The following is an 18,317-nucleotide window of genomic DNA, read 5'->3' on the forward strand; positions in this document are numbered from 1 at the left end:
ACGGCGCATTCGCGAGCAAGCCCGCTCCCACAGGTTTAATCGGTGGAGAATTTGAAGACGGTGTTCTGGGTATAGGTCTGCCCTGGGTTCAGGCGAGTTGAGGCAAACGTCGGCTGATTAGGCGCATCCGGAAAATGCTGAGTCTCCAACGTAAACCCGCTCCAGTGCTGATAGGTCTTCCCAGCCTTGCCCTTCACCGACCCATCCAGGAAGTTGCTGGTATAAAACTGCACCCCAGGCTCTGTGGTGAATAACTGCAAGCGTCGGCCCGACTCAGGATCATGCACTTCAGCCGCAAGCTGCTTCACATCACCTTTGTTATCCAGCGCCCAGTTGAAGTCAAACCCACCCTGTTTCGGCTCGGCAAATTTGAGCTGCGGGTGATCCTCCTTGATGTGCTGGCCGATGGGTGTCGGTTTCAAGAAGTCCATCGGCGTGCCCTTGACGGGCGCCAGTTCGCCGGTAGGGATCAAGGTGGCATTCACCGGCGTGTAATGGCTGGCGTGCAACGTGGCAACCTGCTTGAGAATGTCGCCATTGCCCGCGCCGGCCAGGTTGAAGTAGCTGTGGTTGGTGAGGTTGAGCACCGTGGGTTTGTCGGTGGTGGCGGTGTAGTCGATGTGCAGTTCGTTGTTGTCGTTGAGTCTATAGGTGACCTCGGTCTTCAGGTTGCCGGGGAAGCCCATTTCACCGTCCTTGGACAGGTAGGTGAGGGTCACGCCCACCGAGTCTTTGGCCTTGACGGGCGTGGCTTTCCATACGTGCTTGTCGAAGCCCTGGGCGCCGCCATGCAGCGAGTTGGGGCCGTCGTTGAGCGGCACCTGGTAGCGCTTGCCGTCGAGCTCAAAAGCGCCACCGGCCAGGCGATTGCCGAAGCGCCCGATGGTCGCGCCGAAAAATGCGGTGCCGCTTTGATAGCCCTGCACGTCGTCGAAACCCAGCACCACGTCCTCGACCTTGCCGTGTTTGTCCGGCACCTTGAGCGACTGCAACACGCCGCCGTAGGTGATGACCGTGGCTTGCATGCCGTGGCTGTTGCGCAGGATGTACTGTTCGACGGCGGTGCCGTCGTTGGTTTTACCGAAAGGTTTGTGTTCGCTGGTGAGGCCTGCGGCCTGGGTGCCGCCGCTGGCGATCAGCATGGACATCGCCAGGCCCGACAGCAGGTATCGAGGGTGCTTCATGATCGAACTTCCTTTTGTTGTTTTGAGTGGAATAGTTCTACTAATGTGCGATATTTTGTCGATAGAGCAGCGAATTTATAGCCTTTGACGCCATTTTTGCAAAATAAAATAAGACTAATTAAGCGAGGCAAGCTTTCATGACGACCCAGCACGCTGTTTACCCCGACCTCGAAGGCAAGACGGTCCTGATCTCCGGAGGCGCTTCGGGCATTGGCGAATTCATGGTGCGCGCCTTTGCAGCGCAAGGTGCCAAGGTCGGCTTTGTCGACCGCGCGCAAAGCCAGGGCGAACGCTTGGCGGCGCTGCTGAGTACGCGCGGGCACACCGTGGAATTCGTGAACTGCGACATCACCGACGAGATCGCCTACAAGGCCGCCATCACGCGCTTCGAGCATTCCTTGGGACCGATCACCGTGCTGGTGAACAACGCCGCCAATGACGTGCGTCACAGCTTGGAGGAAGTCGATTCGGAAATGTTCGATCGACTGATTTCCGTTAACCTCAAACACGCCTTTTTTGCCGCCAAGGCCGTGGTGCCGATGATGAAAAGCGCGGGCGGCGGGGCGATCATCAACCTCGGCTCCGTCGGCTGGATGATGGCGTCCGCCGGCTACCCGGTGTACGCCGCCAGCAAAGCCGCCGCCCACGGCATGACCCGCGCCCTGGCCAGGGAATTGGGGCCGAGCCGGATCCGCGTGAATACGCTGGTGCCGGGTTGGGTCATGACGGAAAAACAATTGGCGATGTGGGTCGACGATGCGGCCAAGGAACTGATCAGCCGCAGCCAGTGCCTGCCGGGCAGTGTGCTGCCGGAACACATCGCCAATATGGCGTTGTTTCTTGCCTCCGATGCCTCGGCGATGTGTTCGGCGCAGAACTTTATTGTGGATGGCGGTTGGGTGTAGGTCCGCTTACTCGATCGGGTATTTCTTGAAGGCAGGATGCTGTTCCAGCCGCTCGGCGTGGCGTCTCAGGTTGGGAAACGCATCCGCCTTGACCACAGACGCCACGGTGAATTGGCTGAACGACCAGGCCACCGCCGCTGTAATCGACGCCTGGGTCAGCACCTCGCTGTCAGGCAGTTGTTTTTCCAGCAGCGAATAAGCAGCGAGCAACTGTCCGCTGACCCGGTCAAGCCACGGCGCATGCTGCTTTTCAGCCGGGCGCAGGTTGTGTTCGTAGACGATCTGCACGGTTTTTTCGCAGGCTGCCAAGGCCAGGCCAAGGATGTGCAGGTCCCGGGCGCGTGCGGCGGGTTGCTGCGCGAGCAGCTTTTTGTTCGCCGGGGCCAGGGTTTCCAGGTAGTCCAGGATCAGGCTGGAGTCCATCAGCACCGTGCCATCGTCCAGCACCAGGGTCGGAGCCTTCACGACCGGGTTGATCTGGGCGAACGCGTCGAAGCTGCGGAATACCGACAGCGGTTCATGCACAAAATCCACCCCGTACAGGTCCAGGGAAATCGCCACGCGTCTTACGTAAGGCGAGTCCAGCATGCCGATCAGTTTCATGAAGCCTCCATTGCTTACCACGTGATGGGCTCAAGAGAGTAAGGGCTCAGGATCGGCCTGCGCAATGGCCCGCCGTAATTGCTGATAGGCGACCACCAGTTGTTCCAGGTTGAACGCCAGGTTGCGTCCACTGGGATTAGGCAACACCCACACCGAAGCGTCGCCGAGCCGCTGCGGTTGCAACCCCCAGCCAATCTCGCGCTGGCCCGACAACGCGCTATAACCGGCCTTGCCGAGAAAGGCCACGAAGCGTGGCTGATAGCGTCGGATCTTCTGTTCAAACGCTGCGGCGGCATCCGTGAACTCATGCCGGGCCAATTCGCCGGCGCTGGCCGTGGGTCGTTCTACCACCGTGGTCAGGCCGCAGCCATAGTGCGCCAGTGTGGGGCCGTCCTCGGGACGTAGCTCATGCGGCGTGAAACCGGCCAGGTGCAAGGTGCGCCAGAAACGGTTGCTGCGATTGGCAAAGTGCAGGCCCAGTGCGGCTGAGCCTTTGCCGGGGTTTATGCCGCAGAACACTACGCTCAAGCGGTCGGCCAGGATGTCTTCGAGGCGGTCGTTCATGTCGGCTCTACCTGCAAGTGAGCCAGTAACCACACCGTGAAACTGCGCGCCAGCGGGTCATGCTCGCTGTCGCGATGAGTCAGCAGCGCCCAGCTCGGCCCGCGAATCGTCGCGTCGACCAGCGGCGTAAGCAACCCGTCTTCTTGCGCCTGGCGGCTCAGTAACTGGCTGACCAAGCCAATTCCCAGGCCGGTACACACGGCGTCGAGCAACAGGCCGGGGTCGGAGAAATTCAGGCCCTGGTCCTGCTGCCCCACATCGACTCCGGCTTCCACCGCCCAATGGCTCCAGTCCATTTCCCGTTCGCCGTGCAGTGTCGTGCGCTGCGCCTTGGGCTGCGCTAACAGCCGGGGGTGGCAGGCGGGAAACAGCCGGTCGGCGTGCAGCACCTTGAAGCTGCATTCGGCCTGGGAGCTGATGTCGTCGCGCACGGCCAGGTCGATGGTCTGGCTGGCCATGTCGGGCACTTCGTCGGTGCTGAAGATCCACAGGTCAACTTCCGGGTGTTGCCGACGGAAATCCGCGAGCCGTGGCAACAGCCAGTGCCGGGCAAAGGTCGGGGTGGTGTTGAGCACCAGTTGGTTGGGCTTGCGGTACTGCCCCAGCCGCCGCACGCCCACCGCCAATTGCTGCAGCAACGCCTGGGTGGTGCTGAGGAAATCATGGCCGGCGTCGGTCAGGCTCACGCTGCGTCCGCTGCGGAAAAACAGCGGCTGTTCCAGGTACGCCTCCAGGCTGCGAATCTGCTGGCTGATCGCCGATTGGGTCAGGTGCAGTTCCTCGGCGGCCTTGTGGAAACTGCCCAGTCGCGCCGCAGCTTCAAAGCCGCGCAGGGTGCCGAGGGGCGGCCAGTGGTTGAGCATGCTGATAAGTTCCTCTAATCAGTTTTCTACAAAATCCATCGTTTGTCCGGCTTTGAAAGCCGCCATAGCATGTGTGCCAAGACTCCGTGGGCAGTTTTCACTGAACACAATGACTTAACTGAAGGGTACTTGTCATGCAGCAGAATGCAATGCAAAGCAATGGTTGGTGGATGCCTGCGGAGTGGGCCCGACATGCGGCGACGTGGATGGTCTGGCCGCACAACCGGGCCTTGTGGGAAACCACATGGGGCGTGACCCTTGCGCAGGTGCAGCAGGATTTTGCGCGGGTGGCCAATGCGATCGCACGCTTCGAACCGGTGAAAATGCTGGTTGATCCGTCTGCCGTGGCGGGCGCCAAGGCGCTGTGCGGGCCCGGCATCGAGCTGATTGAACAGGCCGTCAACGACAGCTGGTGCCGCGACTCCGGCCCGAGCTTTGTCTGCCATCCGCAGCTGGGCACGGCTGGTGTGAGCTGGCGCTTCAATGCCTGGGGCGGCAAGTCGGCCCATGATTTGGACGAAAGCCTGGCACGTCGGGTGCTCAATCACCTGGGGCTGGAATGTTTCGGCACGCCCCTGAGCAATGAAGGCGGTGCGATCCATGTGGACGGCGAGGGCACGCTGATCACCACCGAGTCGGTGCTGCTCAACCCCAACCGCAACCCCGGCGTGAGCAAGGCCGAGATGGAAGACATCTTCACGCGCCTGCTGGGCATCAAGAAGACCATTTGGTTACCCGGCGACCCGGATTACGTCACGGGCGACATGACCGACGGCCATGTTGATGGCGTCTGCGCATTTGCCCGCCCTGGGGTGTTGCTGGTCGATGCGACTCACGATCAACGTTCTGTTTACGCCGAAGTCGTACGGGAAAACCGCCGCGCCCTGGAGCTTTCCACCGACGCCCAAGGCCGCCGTTTCGAGCTGATCGAGCTGTATGAAGCCACCGATGCGGTCGACACCGAAGCCGAGGTGTTCTGTGCTTCCTACACCAACTTCTACATTGCCAACGGCGCAATCATCATGCCGGCCTATGGCATTGCGGCTGATCAGGTCGCGGCCGAAGTCCTGGCCCAGGCATTCCCCGGTCGCGAGATCGTACCGGTGCAGATCAACCACCTGGCCCATGGCGGCGGCGGCGTGCACTGCATCACCCAGCAACAGCCAGCCTGGGTGAAGCCATGAGTATTCTGACGATTGCCACCACCCAAATGCCCTGCACCTGGGACCTGCCGGGCAACCTCGACCGCGCTGAGCAGCTGGTGCGAGACGCGGCGAAGCAGGGCGCCCAGGTGATCCTGTTGCAGGAGCTGTTCGCCACGCCGTATTTCTGCATCGAGCAGCACCATAAGCACTTGGCGCTGGCCGAGGAATATCAACGCAGCACCGTGCTCAACCGCTTCGCCGCACTGGCCAAGGAGTTGGGCGTGGTATTGCCGCTGAGTTGGTTCGAAAAGGCCGGCAATGTCTTCTTCAATTCCCTCAGTGTGGCGGATGCTGACGGGCGCTTGCTCGGCGTGTACCGCAAGACCCATATCCCGAACGCCATCGGCTATCAGGAGAAGGAATATTTCAGCCCCGGCGACAGCGGTTTTCGGGTGTGGGACACGGCCTTCGGTCGCCTGGGCGTGGGCATCTGCTGGGACCAGTGGTTCCCGGAGACCGCGCGCTGCCTGGCGTTGCAAGGCGCCGAGGTGCTGCTGTTTCCCACCGCCATCGGCTCGGAACCTGGCTGCGCCACGCTCGACTCGCGGGACCATTGGCAGATGACCATGCGCGGCCATGCGGCAGCAAACCTGTTGCCGGTGGTAGCGGCCAACCGCGTCGGCCGTGAAGTGGCGACCACTGAACCGGACCTGCAAATGGACTTCTACGGCTCATCGTTCATCTGCAACCACAAGGGCAAGCTGTTGGCCGAAGCGGATCGCGATTCCACCGGCGTGCTGCTGCGCAGCCTCGACCTGTCCGCCATGCGCGAAGACCGCCTGACCTGGGGCATCTACCGCGACCGTCGCCCGGAGATGTACAGCGGCCTGCTGACCCTGGATGGGCGTCCATCATGAAGCGGCTATTGAGTTGTGCGCTGATCATGACGAGTGTCTGCGCCTCGGCAGAGGACAAAACCCTCAAGCTCTACAACTGGGCTGACTATTTCGCCGCCGACACCCTGTCCAAATTCACCGCCGAGACCGGTATCCGGGTGATCTACGACGTGATGGATGGCAGTGAAACCCTGGAAGCCAAGTTGATGGCCGGCGGCAGCGGCTACGACCTGATCTTCCCCGGCGATACTGTGGCCGAACGCCTGATGCGCGCCGGCAGCCTGCAAGCACTGGACCCCGCCAAGCTCGACGCCATGAGCGACATCGAGCCGGGCCTGCAGAAACTGCGCACCCATTACGTCAACTCAAACAAAGCCACGGTGCCCTACACCTGGGGCACGATCGGCCTGACCTACAACACCCAGCAGATCCAGCAGCGCATGCCGAATGCGCCGGTCAACAGCCTCGACCTGCTGTTCAAGCCGGAGAACGCTGCCAAATTCGCCGATTGCGGCATCTCGCTGATCGACTCACCGGACGAAGTACTCGCCGTGGTGCTCAACTACCTGGGCCGCGACCCGCGCAGCGCCAAGCGTGAAGACTTGGCGGCGGCCAGTGAGCTGCTGCTCAAGGTACGGCCGTACATCCGCAAGTTCCAGTCGCAACCAGTGACCGACCTGGTCAATGGCAACCTGTGCCTGTCCCTCGGCTACAGCGGCGACATGACCCAGGCCCAGCGCGCCGCCGATGCGGCCGGCAAAGCGGTGACCTTCGGTTATCACATCCCCCGCGAAGGCACCACGGTGTGGATGGACACCATGGCCATCCCGGTCGACGCCCAGCACCCGGAATACGCGTACGCCTTCATCAACTTCGTGATGCGCCCGCAAAACATGGCCGCCATCACCAACCTCACCGGCTACCCCACCGCCAACGCCAAAGCGCGGCCGGACGTGGAGGCGAGCATGCGCGATAACCCGGACATCTATCCGGACGCCGCGACCTTCGAACGGTTGATCGCCGGCAAGGACATCCCCCAGGCCGATATGCGCGCACGGATGCGTGTATGGACTAAATTCAAGACAGCACTGTAGTGAGCGAGCTTGCTCGCGCTGGAGTGCGCAGCGCTCCCTCTTTTTTGGGGCCGCTACGCAGCCCAGCGCGGGGCAAGCCCGCTCACCACAACAACCAACATTCATCACTACAACCCCGTTCGCCACGAATGCAACCTTTACAACCCAGCACCGTAAACAGAGAAGCCCATGCCAACCCGTCGCACCTTCATCAAACAAGCCAGTGTGGTCTGCGCCATGACCTTGATCGCCCCCCACCTGCGCGCTGCCGCGAGCGGCGGCTTCTACATGCCCGACGAGGGTGAAAAACACCACCAGGCCTTCATTGCATTTGGCGCCCAGGACGCCATCTGGGAAGACTTTACCGCCGACGTGCAGGCCGCTTTGGGCCGTATCGCCAGGGCGATTGCTGATCACGAACCGGTCACCGTATTCTGCCGCGAAAATGAACGCTCGCTGGCGCAAAAGCACTGCGGCACCCGCAACATCACCTTCGTGGAAACCGAGCTGGATGACATCTGGATGCGCGACACTGGCGCCAATTTCGTCATCGACGGCAGCGGCGGCCTGGTTGCGGTGGACTTCAACTTCAATGGCTGGGGCAACAAGCAGCAGCACGACGATGACGCGCTGCTGGCGGCCCAGATCGCCGAAGCAACCGGCGCCCGGCCTATCCGCAGCGAATTGGTGGGCGAGGGTGGCGGGATTGAAGTCGACGGCCTCGGCACCGGCATCATGACCGAAAGCAGCTGGATCAACCGCAATCGCAACCCGGATTGGAGCAAGGCCGAGGTCGAAGCCGAACTCAAGGAACGCCTGGGTCTGCGCAAAATCATCTGGCTGCCGGGCATCAAGGGCAAGGACATCACCGACGCCCACGTCGATTTCTACGCACGCTTCGTCTCCCCCGGCGTGGTGCTGGCCAACCTCGATACCGACCCCGAATCCTATGATCACAAGGTCACCCTGGCGCACCTGGAAATTCTCAAAAAGGCCACTGATGCCGACGGTCGGGCTTTGCAGGTGCACACGGTGTCGCCGCCGCTCAACCCGCGTAAAAGCAAGTTCAGTAGGGGCAATGCGGATTTCGCAGCGGGCTACATCAATTACTTCGTGATAAACGGTGCGGTGATCGCCCCGGAGTTTGGCGACCCGGTGGCGGACCGCAAGGCGCTGGACCTGCTGGCCCGGCTCTACCCGGACCGCAAGGTGGTGGCGCTGAATATCGATGCCATTGCGGCGGGTGGCGGTGGCATTCACTGTGTGACGAGTCATCAACCTTTGGTTTAGGCTGGAGCGCTTCGCCGATCGCAAACGCCTCTGGAGCCGTCAGCATGACCGATTACGTACCCCCGAAAGTGTGGACCTGGGACACCGAAAATGGCGGCACCTTCGCCAGCATCAACCGACCGATTGCCGGTGCGACCCACGAAAAAGACTTGCCGGTGGGCAAGCACCCGCTGCAGCTGTATTCCCTGGCCACGCCTAATGGCCAGAAGGTCACGATCCTGCTGGAGGAGCTGCTGGCGCTGGGTCACAGCGCTGCGGAATATGACGCCTGGCTAATCAAGATCGGTGACGGCGACCAGTTCGGCAGCGGTTTTGTGGGGGTGAACCCGAACTCCAAGATCCCGGCGCTGCTGGATCGCAGCGGCGCCACGCCGATTCGGGTGTTCGAGTCGGGCGCGATTTTGCAGTACCTGGCCGAGAAGTTCGGCGCGTTCTTCCCCACTGAGCCTGCGGCCCGTGCCGAATGCCTGTCGTGGCTGTTCTGGCAGATGGGCAGCGCGCCCTACCTGGGCGGTGGCTTCGGGCATTTTTATGCCTATGCGCCGAGCAAGATGGAGTACGCGATCAACCGCTTTGCCATGGAAACCAAGCGTCAGTTAGACGTACTCGACCAGCGCCTGGCGGTGAGCGAATACATAGCGGGTGATGAATACACCATCGCCGATATCGCGATCTGGCCGTGGTATGGCGGGTTGGTCAAAGGCCGCCTGTATGGCGCGGCGCAGTTTTTGTCGGTGCACGAGTACAAGCACGTGTTGCGCTGGGCGGACGCCATCGAAGCGCGGCCAGCGGTGCAGCGCGGGCGGCGGGTGAATCGGGTGTCCGGTGAGCCTCATGAGCAGTTGGCCGAGCGACATAACGCCAGCGACCTGGACTAAAGGCCTGACGCTGTAACAAATGTGGGAGCGGGCTTGCTCGCGAATGCGGAGTGTCAGTCAACAGATTCATTGGCTGATCCACCGCATTCGCGAGCAAGCCCGCTCCCACATTTGGATTGTTGTATTTCACTCTATTTGTAGCGCTGCTCAAACACCGCCACCTGCTCCGGCTTGATCAATTCAAACGGCACCCACACCTCCGGCTCAATCGCCTCGCCCTTGATCATCCGCACGGCCGCCTGCACTGCTTGGGTCGCCTGGGCTTTCGGGTCCTGGAACACCGACGCCGTCAGCAACCCCCGCTTTATCGCCGCCAGCCCATCGGGCAAGCCATCAATGCCCACAATCGCCACGTCACCCTTGGCTTTCCCCGCTTGCTGCAAGGCCATGGCCGCGCCAATCGCCATTTCATCGTTGTTGGCCACGATGGCATCGAACTGCGTGCCCGCCAGCAGCCAGTTGCTGGTCAGGTCCATGCCCTTGCTGCGTTGCCATTCGGCGCTTTGCTGCTCGACCACCTTGATCCCGGGAAAGTCCTTGAGCACCTGTTTGGCGCCCTCGGTGCGGTCATGGGTGGCGTTCTGTGCAAGGTCGCCCATGATGATCGCCACATTGCCCTTGCCGTCGAGTTTTTCCGCCAGGTAGCGCATCTGCAATTGCCCGGCCTCGATGTCGTTGGAAGCCACGGTGACCACGCCTTTGGGCAAGGTGCGCTCGTCCGGATGGCGGTTGACGTACACCAGCGGCGTCTTGGCCGCGACGGCGGCGCGGGTCATGTTGGCGGTGGCGGCGGTGTCCACCGGCAGCACGATCACCGCGTCGACCTTCTGGTTGAGAAAGCCTTCGACCTGATTGAGCTGGCGCACCACATCGCCCTGGGCATCTTCGAACTGGATCTGCACATCCTGCTGCTTGGTGGCCGCTTCCAGGCCGGTGCGCACGTAGGTCATGAAGTTATCGTCGACGCGGGCAATGCTCACGCCGATGCGATAAGCCGCGAAGGTCCATTGGCTGAACAGCAGCAACAAGGTGGCAGCAAACAACGAATAGCGATTCATAAGGGTGATCCTTTTATTGTTATAGGGTGAACGCCTGGCGGAAACGCGCCAAAGCCAACTCGCTGTCGCCGCTGGCCCAGCCTTCCAGACCGACCACGCCGCTGTAGCCCATGGCGTGCAAGGCCCTGGCGATGGCCGGGTAGTGAATTTCACCGGTGCCGGGCTCCTTGCGTCCCGGCACGTCGGCCACCTGGATTTCACCGATATGTGTGCCGGCGCGCTGGATCAGTTCGATCAGGTTTCCTTCGCCGATCTGCGCGTGGTACAGGTCCAGGTTCATCTTCAGGTGCGGGCTGCCCACGGCCTCGATCAGCGCCAGGGTATCGTCAGCGCGGGCGAAGGGGGTGCCGGGGTGGTCAACGTCTGTGTTGAGGTTTTCCAGCAGGAACACCCGGCCGGCGTCTTCCCCCAAACGGGCGATTTTTTCCAGGGTCTTGCAGGCGCTCAGCCACATGCGGCCGGTGGTCTGGCTCACGGGCTGCACGGGCAGGCCGCCGTCACCCAGGCCGGTGCCGTGCAGGTTGAGGCTGGGGCAATTCAATTGCTCGGCCACCCCTAAGGATTCGCGGGCGCTGTCGAGCAGTTGGCGGATACCGTCGGGGTCGGTGAGGGTGCCGCTGATGTAGCCGGTCATGGAGGTGAAGTCGGCGCCGGTAGCCGCCAGGGCGGCGATGTCCTTGTTTGTCCAGTTCCAGATTTCGGCACTGAAGCCCAGCGCATGAATACGCTTCACGCGTTCGATGAAGGGCAGGTCGAGAAACACCATTTCCGCGCTGACGGCCAGCGTGAACGGGCTCATACGGCCACCGCCTTGCCGGTTTCGAACGACTCGATGCAGGCGCGGGCAATCGCCAATGCCGCACGCGCGTCTTCGCCGCTGGCCAGGGGCTTGGCGCCGCTGCGCAGGCAGTCGACGAAGTGGTTGAGCTCGGCGATGTAGGCGTCGCGCAACAGGTCGGTGTCCAGGCGCTGGGTGTCGGCCTGGATGCCCTGGGCCAGGTAGCGCACCAGGTCGCAATCGTTGAGGCTGCCCATGCTCAGCATGCCGGCGCTGCCAAACACTTCGCCGCGCACGTCGTAGCCATACACGGCCTGGAAGTTGGCCTCGGCAGTGGCAATGGCGCCGTTGTCGAAGCGAATCGCGACCACGGCAGTGTCGAGGAAGCCTTTGCTTTTGTATTCCGGGGCGATCAAAGCGTCGGCCATCACGTAGACCTGCACCGCCTCGGCGCCGGGGTTGAGGTAGCGCAGGGTGTCGAAGTCGTGGATCAGGGTTTCCAGGAAGATCACCCATTGCGGCGACTTGGCCGGGTTGTTCAACGCCGGGTCGCGGGTCAGCGAACGCAGCAACTGTGGGGTGCCGATACGGCCGGCGGCAACGTCGAGATGCGCGGTGCGAAAGCTCTTGGCGAAGCGCCGGTTGAACCCGACCTGCAGCGGCACCCGCGCATCGGCCGCAGCGGCGATGGCGCGGTCGGCTTCTTCGAGGGTGATGGCCATGGGTTTTTCGCAGAAGATGCCCTTGCCGGCGCGGGCGGCGCTGATCACCAGCTCGGCGTGGCTGCGGGCGGGGGCGGCAATCAGCACACCGTCGATGTCCGGGTCGTCGAGCAACTGCTGGGGGTCGGTGTAGACCTTGCTCACCCCCAGCTCAGCGGCGAGGCGGGCGGCCTGGCCTGGCGTCGGGTCGGCGATCGCTGCCAGGCTGGCGCAGGGGATATGCCGCGCGGCGGTCAGGCCGTGGAAGCTGCCCATGCGTCCGGCACCGATCAGGCCCAGGCGGATGTTCTGTGTACTCATGAAATAACCCCTTGTTGTTATTGGCCTCAGGACGGTCCTGATGGCAAAGGGGTCAGAGCAAGGGCTGTGCCATTTTGTAAGCTGTTGATAAATAACGATTAATAATTATCTATAAACAAAAAGTGTTCATTTTGATGACATGCCTATACTGACATGTCAAAAACATGAACATGGATACCGCCCAATGAGCCTGGCGTTCAGCGTGCAAGACCTCGACTACCTGACGGCCCTGGGGCCTGCCGCGCTGAACGATGGCCCGGTCGTCGCACTGGAACAGGCCTGGCGCGACTGCCTGGCCGGCCAGGTCGAACGCCCGACGCAGGTGCGCCAAGTGATCTGGGATTCTTGGCGGCGCAGCGTCCAGGCCGGTATCGACCCGGCCGACAATGCGTACCGCTTTGTAGCCGACGACACGCAGGCCGCCGCCCAGGCCGCACACCGGGTGCTGATCGAGGCCGCCGCGCAAGTCATGCATGGTTTGCTGGCCTACAACCCACGCGGTCATATCAACCTTACCGATGCCGACGGCACCACCCTGTATTTCTGTGGGCTGGACATCACCCCCGTGGGCAGTCGCCTGCTGGAATCGGTGCAAGGCACCAACTGCACCGGCCTGGCGCTGGCCGAGGACCGCCTGGTGTACGTGCTGGCCGAGGAAAACTTCGGTATCGGCCTGCGCCAGCGCCGCATGCATTGCGCCGCCGCGCCGATCAAGAATGCCCAGGGCCAGACCGTGGCCATGCTGACGCTGACTGCCGAGCCCGGCTGGTTTCACTTCCATACCCTCGGCACGGTGCAGGCTGCGGCCGACGCGGTATCGCGGCAGATGGCCCTGCAAGGGCTGTTGGAAGAACAGCAGGCCGTCCTCGAAGTGCTCAACGAAGGCCTGGTGGTGCTGGACGAACGCGGCTGCATCAAGGCGCTCAACCGCTATGCCCGGCAGTTGTTTGGCGTCGGGCTGGAGCTGATCGGGCGGCCTTTCCAGCAACTGGGCCGTAGTGAACTGAGTGACGCCCTTGGCGAGCCCGTGCGCGACCTCGACTGCACCTTCCACCTGCACAACCGCAGTCAACTCGCCTGCCTGGTCTCGGTGTGCCCGCTGGAGCAGGGCGGGGTGATCGTGTCGCTGCGCGAGAACCGCCGCATTCGCGAAATCACCCGGCGCCTCATCGGCACCCAGGCCAGTTACACCTTCGACACCATCCAGGGCAGCTCGCGGGCGATCCAGGATGCCCTGCACTTGGGACGCATCGCCAGTCGCAGTGATTCCACCACCCTGATCCTTGGTGAAAGCGGCACCGGCAAGGAGCTGTTCGCCCAGGCCATCCACAATGGCAGCGAGCGCTGCAACGGCCCGTTTGTGGCGGTCAACTGCGGTGCGATTCCACGGGACCTGGTGCAAAGCGAGCTGTTTGGCCACGTCGAAGGCGCGTTCACCGGCGCCACCCGTGGCGGCTCGGCGGGCAAGTTCGAACTGGCGGATGGCGGCACCATCTTTCTCGATGAGATTGGTGACATGTCCTTCGATGCCCAAGTCAGTCTGCTACGGGTATTACAGGAAGGCGAAATCACCCGTGTGGGTGCGAAGAACTCGCGGCAAGTGAACGTGCGCATCATCGCCGCCACCCACCGCAACCTCAGCCAGGCGGTCGCGGAAGGCGCGTTTCGTGAAGACCTCTACTACCGCCTTAACGTGCTGAACCTGACCGTGCCGCCGCTGCGCATGCGCCGCGAAGATATTCCGCTGCTGGCGCGGCATTTTCTGGTCCGCTGCGCTCGTTCACTGCGTAAATCGGTGCAGGGATTTTCACCAGACGCCCTGGCGCTGCTCACCGCCTATAGCTGGCCGGGCAATGTACGCGAGCTGGAAAACAGCATCGAACGGGCGACCAACCTGGCGATGGGAGCACGGATCGAAACGGTGGATCTGCCGCTGGAAAGCCGCCACCGCACCCCGCTGCGCATCCAGGAAGCGCCGCCTGCCCAGGACCTGAGCAGCCACGAAATGCACGCCATCGTCGCCGCGCTCAACAGCACCGGCGGCAACATCCGCCTGGCCGCGCGGCAACTCAACGTGTCGCGGGGTGGGCTGTACAACAAGATGAGTCGGTTTGGCCTGAATGCCGGGGATTTCCGTCGCAACTGAGAGCCAAGAACCCCCTGTGGCGAGCGGGCTCGCCACAAAAGAAGGCGGCACGTTCAGTTGCCCCTATTTTCGGATGTCACAATCTGCGGCGGTACATACACCCGCTGCCGCACCGGATCGAACCCCTCTGCACTCTGCAACTCCACCATCAGCCGCACCAACGCCATCGCTGTCTGCCCCGGCTGCGAGTCCATCACTACATCAATCAACCCCTGGCCCAACGCCTGGCGCGACAGCGCGGTCGACTCCTGCAGGATGCAACACAGCGCCGGACGCTTGGGCAGCTGCGCCAGGGCGCTGATGATGCCGTCACCGCCGCCGCCCACCACGCACAATCCGCGCAGGTCGCTGTGGCGGCTGATCAGGTCGAGGGTGGCTTCTTCGGTGATGTCGCAGTTGTCCAGGTTGATCAGCGGCTCCAACGGCTTGAGCCCCGGCGCGTGTTCGGCCAGGTAGCTGTGCAGGCCTTCGACCCGTGCCTGGTGCCCGAGGAAACGATGGCCGCCGAGCAGGATGCCCACGCTGCCTTTGCGGGCGCCGCAGGTGCGGGCGAGCAGCCAGCCCATGGTGCGGCCGACCACATGGTTGTCCTGGCCGACGTAGGGTTCTTCGGCCTGTTCGTGGATATCCGAAAGCAGGGCCACCACGGGCACACCGGCTTCGCGGATCTGCTTGAGGCAGGCGTTGATCAGCGGATGGGCAAAGCTCACCACCGCAAGGCCATCGCATTGCACGGCCAGTTGTTCGATCTGCGCGACAATGGCGCTGGGCGTGCGATCGACGATGTACTCGAACTGGCACGTCAGGTTGGCGCCGGCATGCTGCTCGGCGGCGGCGCTGATGGCTTGCGCCAGGCTGGCATAGAACGCCTGGGCGGTGGCCAGCAACAGGATGCCGAAACGATAGGTCGGCCGGCGTTCGCGAATGCGCTGGCCGATCAACCGCGCCGCAAAATAGCCCACGGCTTCGGCCGCCTGGAACACCTGCTCGGCGGTCTCGGGGTTGACCGGCGCACGTGCATTCAACACACGGTCGACGGTGGCCACACTCAGCCCGGCCTGGGCGGCAACGGTGGCGATGGTTGGGCGTTTATTGTTGTTCATGACAGCCCCCTTGAGCGTCTTGATAGAAAACTATCAAGCCCCGCTGGGCCTGGATGATAGCTTGATAGGGAATGGATTCAAGGCCTTGAGGGTGATTTAGGCGTTCTCTATCGTGGGTTTCACACAGCACCTGAAACCACCCGCTTGCGGAGAACAATAACAATGCCTGAACACACCGCTCACACCGCCCGGCGCGACTACAGCCTCACCGGCCCCGAAGCCGCCCGCGCGGCTGAAAAGGGCCTGGTCTCGGCCAGTTGGTACCAGTCGCCCATCTCGCGCAAACGCATGAAAGAACTGATGCAGCGCCGCGATGGCCCGGCCTTGCTCGACACCGCCATCTGGCTGATCGCACTGTTGGCCACCGGTTTTGGCGGCTACTGGTTCTGGGGCACCTGGGCCTGTGTGCCGTTCTTCCTCGCTTACGGCGTGCTCTACGGCACGGCGTCCAACCCGCGCTGGCACGAAACCGGCCACGGCACCGCGTTCAAGACGCGCTGGATGAACGATGGGTTGTATCAGGTCGCCAGCTTCATGTGCATCTTCGAACCCCACGTGTGGCGCTGGAGCCATGCCCGTCACCACACCGACACCATCGTGGTCGGCCGCGACCCGGAGATCGTCGAGCCGCGTCCGCCGAGCCTGTTGATGATGTTTCTGAGCCTGTTCAACCTGCCCCTGGCCTGGAAAACCTTCAGCGGTGTGGCGCGGCATGCCATCGGCAAGATGAGTGCCCAGGAGGCGGATTTCATCCCTGAGTCCGAATGGCCCAAGGTGTTTCGCGCGGCACGTATCTGGGTGGGTATTTATGCCGTGGTGATTGGCACCGCGTTGTATCTGCACAGCTGGTTGCCGCTGATGCTGGTTGGCCTGCCGAGCCTCTACGGTGCCTGGCTCGGTTATATCTTCGGCCTCACCCAGCACGTCGGTCTGGCCGAAGACGTGCTGGACCACCGTAGCAACTGCCGCACCATCTACATGAACCGCGTGCTGCGCTTTATCTACATGGACATGAACTACCACCTCGAACACCACATGTACCCGATGGTGCCGTACCACGCCCTCGCGCAACTGCACGAAGAGATCCGCAGCGACTGCCCGCCGCCGTACGCCAACCTGTTCGAGGCGTACAAGGAAATCCTGCCGACGATCTGGAGGCAGCGCAGCGACCCGACCTATTTCATCCAGCGCCCGATTCACCCGAACACTCATTCGGCTGCCCATGCGCCGGTGCATGCAGAAACCGCTGCTGGCTGATCTCCACCCAAGAACAAGAGAAAACACCATGAACGACCAATGGATCGACGTCTGCGCCGTGGGCGAAATCGACGAAGAAGACGTGCTGCGCTTCGACCACGGCCCGCACACCTATGCGCTGTACCGCTCGGCCGAGAATGAATTCTTCGCCACCGCCGGCCTGTGCACCCACGAGAAAATTCACCTGGCCGACGGCCTGGTGATGGACCACGTGATCGAATGCCCCAAGCACAACGGGCGCTTCGACTACCGCACCGGCAAGGCCCTCGGCGCACCGGTGTGCGTCAACCTCAAGACCTACCCGGTGCGGGTCGAAGCGGGGCGGGTGTTGCTCGCGGTCACGGCCTGATGATGAACGCTCCATTGATTATCGTCGGGGCCGGTCATGCCGGTGGCCGGGCGGCGCTGACCTTGCGCGAAGAAGGTTATACCGGGCGCTTGATTCTGATAGGCGATGAACCGCACTTGCCCTATGAGCGGCCGCCGTTGTCCAAAGGCCTGTTGCAGGGCACGGCGGAGCTGGCTGGCTACAGCTTGTGCGACAGTGCGCGACTGGCTGAGTTGGGCATCGAGCACATTGCGGGTAACCCGGTGACTCAGCTAGAGCCGCAGCAACATCGCCTGCAACTTGCCGACGGCCACTGGTTGCCTTACGCCGGTCTGCTGTTGGCCACCGGCGGCCGGGCGCGGCGTTTGCCCCAGGAACAGGCCAATGTGCTTTACCTACGAACCCATGATGAAGCGCTGGCGTTGCGCAGCGCCTTACGCCCCGGCACGCGGCTGGTGGTGGTGGGCGGTGGTTTTATCGGCCTGGAAGTCGCGGCAACGGCACGTGGCCTGGGCTGTGAAGTGACGGTGCTGGAAGCCGGGCCACGCTTGGCGGGGCGTGTACTGCCAGCGGTTATCTCCCAGGCGCTGCTGGATCTGCATCGCGAGCACGGTGTGCAGGTGCGTTTGAATGTGGCGCTGGAATCCATCCAGGCCGACGCCGTGCTGTTGGTGGACGGGCAACGCTTGCCCTGCGACCTGATTGTGGTCGGCATCGGCATGCAACCCAACATCGAACTGGCGGCAGCAGCAGGGCTGGAGGTGGGGCAGGGCATTCGTGTCGATGCGTACCTGCGCACCAGCGCGCCGAACATCTATGCCGCCGGAGATGTGTGCGAGTTCCGCCTCGACGGTCTCTACCAGCGTCAGGAAACCTGGCGCAACGCCGAAGCCCAGGGCCGGCATGCCGCGCTGAATCTGCTGGGGCGCGAAGTGCCGTTCGAGGCGCTTCCCGGTTTCTGGTCCGATCAGTACGGCTGGGGCTTGCAGACTGTCGGCGTGATCACACCGACAGTGGTCAACCGCCCATTACCGAGCGGCGGCCTGTTGCTGTTCTACCTCGACGCCAATCAGCACTTGCAAGGCGCCTGTGGTTGGGCGCCGGGCAACAGCGTGGCCAAGGACATCAAGCTCTGTGAGCGCCTGATCAGCGCGCGGATTGCGCTCGATACCGCCAGCCTGGCCAACCCCGAGCTGTCCCTCAAACCCCTGCTGCGAGGCTGAT

General features: G+C 62.6%; 18 protein-coding genes. 10 read left to right on the forward strand and 8 right to left on the reverse strand.

Translation table 11 applies throughout. The annotated features are described in order from the left end of the window. Positions 1–35 precede the first annotated feature (35 nt). Positions 36–1,184, reverse strand: a complete 1,149-nt coding sequence (locus HX823_RS05715) for an aldose epimerase family protein (protein WP_177074352.1) — start codon at positions 1,182–1,184, stop codon at positions 36–38. A gap of 137 nt (positions 1,185–1,321) precedes the next feature. Between HX823_RS05715 and HX823_RS05720 the strand changes: the two genes are divergently transcribed. Then, complete coding sequence (locus HX823_RS05720; RefSeq protein ID WP_177074353.1) at positions 1,322–2,089, forward strand: SDR family NAD(P)-dependent oxidoreductase; 768 nt, start codon at positions 1,322–1,324, stop codon at positions 2,087–2,089. A gap of 6 nt (positions 2,090–2,095) precedes the next feature. Here the strand turns inward: HX823_RS05720 and HX823_RS05725 are convergent, their stop codons facing one another. The 3 genes from HX823_RS05725 to HX823_RS05735 are packed head-to-tail and all read right to left on the reverse strand — an operon-like array spanning position 2,096 to position 4,119. Then, positions 2,096–2,692, reverse strand: coding sequence for a glutathione S-transferase (locus HX823_RS05725; protein ID WP_177074354.1), 597 nt, complete (start codon positions 2,690–2,692; stop codon positions 2,096–2,098). Positions 2,693–2,722: 30 nt separating this feature from the next. Next, positions 2,723–3,256 (reverse strand): G/U mismatch-specific DNA glycosylase, encoded by a 534-nt coding sequence (gene mug / locus HX823_RS05730; protein WP_038849336.1) that lies wholly within the window; start codon positions 3,254–3,256, stop codon positions 2,723–2,725. Then, positions 3,253–4,119 carry a LysR substrate-binding domain-containing protein gene (locus HX823_RS05735; protein WP_177074355.1) on the reverse strand — a complete coding sequence of 289 codons (867 nt, stop codon included), beginning with the start codon at positions 4,117–4,119 and terminating at the stop codon, positions 3,253–3,255. Before HX823_RS05735 ends, mug begins: the two co-directional genes overlap by 4 nt. Positions 4,120–4,253: 134 nt before the next feature. On the opposite strand from HX823_RS05735, the gene HX823_RS05740 reads away from it, so the two are divergent. The 5 genes from HX823_RS05740 (at position 4,254) to yghU (ending at position 9,401) form a co-directional block, all read left to right on the forward strand. Beyond that, the gene (locus HX823_RS05740; protein WP_177074356.1) at positions 4,254–5,303 is read left to right on the forward strand and encodes an agmatine/peptidylarginine deiminase; all 1,050 of its coding nucleotides are present in this window, start codon (positions 4,254–4,256) and stop codon (positions 5,301–5,303) included. After that, on the forward strand, positions 5,300–6,181 hold the full coding sequence (gene aguB, locus HX823_RS05745; protein WP_177074357.1) for an N-carbamoylputrescine amidase: 882 nt from the start codon (positions 5,300–5,302) through the stop codon (positions 6,179–6,181). The genes HX823_RS05740 and aguB overlap by 4 nt, the downstream gene beginning before the upstream one ends. Next, positions 6,178–7,254, forward strand: a complete 1,077-nt coding sequence (locus tag HX823_RS05750; protein WP_177074358.1) for an extracellular solute-binding protein — start codon at positions 6,178–6,180, stop codon at positions 7,252–7,254. The genes aguB and HX823_RS05750 overlap by 4 nt, the downstream gene beginning before the upstream one ends. A gap of 168 nt (positions 7,255–7,422) precedes the next feature. After that, entirely contained in the window at positions 7,423–8,523 is a 1,101-nt protein-coding gene (locus HX823_RS05755; RefSeq protein WP_177074359.1) for an agmatine/peptidylarginine deiminase, read from the forward strand. A 44-nt stretch (positions 8,524–8,567) separates the two neighbouring features. Further along, positions 8,568–9,401, forward strand: a complete 834-nt coding sequence (yghU, locus tag HX823_RS05760; protein ID WP_177074360.1) for a glutathione-dependent disulfide-bond oxidoreductase — start codon at positions 8,568–8,570, stop codon at positions 9,399–9,401. A gap of 131 nt (positions 9,402–9,532) precedes the next feature. On the opposite strand, the gene HX823_RS05765 is transcribed toward yghU, so the two are convergent. Genes HX823_RS05765 through HX823_RS05775 form a run of 3 tightly spaced genes read right to left on the reverse strand, consistent with a single transcriptional unit; the run spans position 9,533 to position 12,259 of the window. Continuing rightward, complete coding sequence (locus HX823_RS05765; protein ID WP_177074361.1) at positions 9,533–10,459, reverse strand: sugar ABC transporter substrate-binding protein; 927 nt, start codon at positions 10,457–10,459, stop codon at positions 9,533–9,535. 19 nt (positions 10,460–10,478) lie between these two features. Then, positions 10,479–11,258 (reverse strand): TIM barrel protein, encoded by a 780-nt coding sequence (locus HX823_RS05770; RefSeq protein ID WP_177074362.1) that lies wholly within the window; start codon positions 11,256–11,258, stop codon positions 10,479–10,481. After that, positions 11,255–12,259, reverse strand: coding sequence for a Gfo/Idh/MocA family oxidoreductase (locus HX823_RS05775; RefSeq protein ID WP_177074363.1), 1,005 nt, complete (start codon positions 12,257–12,259; stop codon positions 11,255–11,257). Before HX823_RS05775 ends, HX823_RS05770 begins: the two co-directional genes overlap by 4 nt. Positions 12,260–12,443: 184 nt before the next feature. Between HX823_RS05775 and HX823_RS05780 the strand changes: the two genes are divergently transcribed. Then, positions 12,444–14,405: a sigma-54-dependent Fis family transcriptional regulator gene (locus HX823_RS05780; RefSeq protein WP_177074364.1), complete on the forward strand. Its 1,962-nt coding sequence runs from the start codon at positions 12,444–12,446 to the stop codon at positions 14,403–14,405. A gap of 53 nt (positions 14,406–14,458) precedes the next feature. Here HX823_RS05780 and HX823_RS05785 read toward each other — a convergent pair whose 3' ends face one another. Continuing rightward, positions 14,459–15,508, reverse strand: coding sequence for a LacI family DNA-binding transcriptional regulator (locus HX823_RS05785; protein ID WP_177074365.1), 1,050 nt, complete (start codon positions 15,506–15,508; stop codon positions 14,459–14,461). A gap of 162 nt (positions 15,509–15,670) precedes the next feature. On the opposite strand from HX823_RS05785, the gene HX823_RS05790 reads away from it, so the two are divergent. From HX823_RS05790 to HX823_RS05800, 3 genes are read left to right on the forward strand one after another with little or no spacing between them, the layout of a single operon-like run. Further along, the gene (locus HX823_RS05790; protein WP_038841811.1) at positions 15,671–16,765 is read left to right on the forward strand and encodes a fatty acid desaturase family protein; all 1,095 of its coding nucleotides are present in this window, start codon (positions 15,671–15,673) and stop codon (positions 16,763–16,765) included. A gap of 28 nt (positions 16,766–16,793) precedes the next feature. Next, complete coding sequence (locus tag HX823_RS05795; RefSeq protein WP_028619741.1) at positions 16,794–17,114, forward strand: MocE family 2Fe-2S type ferredoxin; 321 nt, start codon at positions 16,794–16,796, stop codon at positions 17,112–17,114. A gap of 2 nt (positions 17,115–17,116) precedes the next feature. Beyond that, entirely contained in the window at positions 17,117–18,316 is a 1,200-nt protein-coding gene (locus HX823_RS05800) for an NAD(P)/FAD-dependent oxidoreductase (RefSeq protein ID WP_177074366.1), read from the forward strand. Position 18,317 lies beyond the last annotated feature (1 nt).

The sequence above is a fragment of the Pseudomonas sp. P7759 genome (genome assembly GCF_013386445.1).
In the GTDB taxonomy this organism is placed as follows: Bacteria; Pseudomonadota; Gammaproteobacteria; order Pseudomonadales; family Pseudomonadaceae; genus Aquipseudomonas; species Aquipseudomonas azotoformans_A.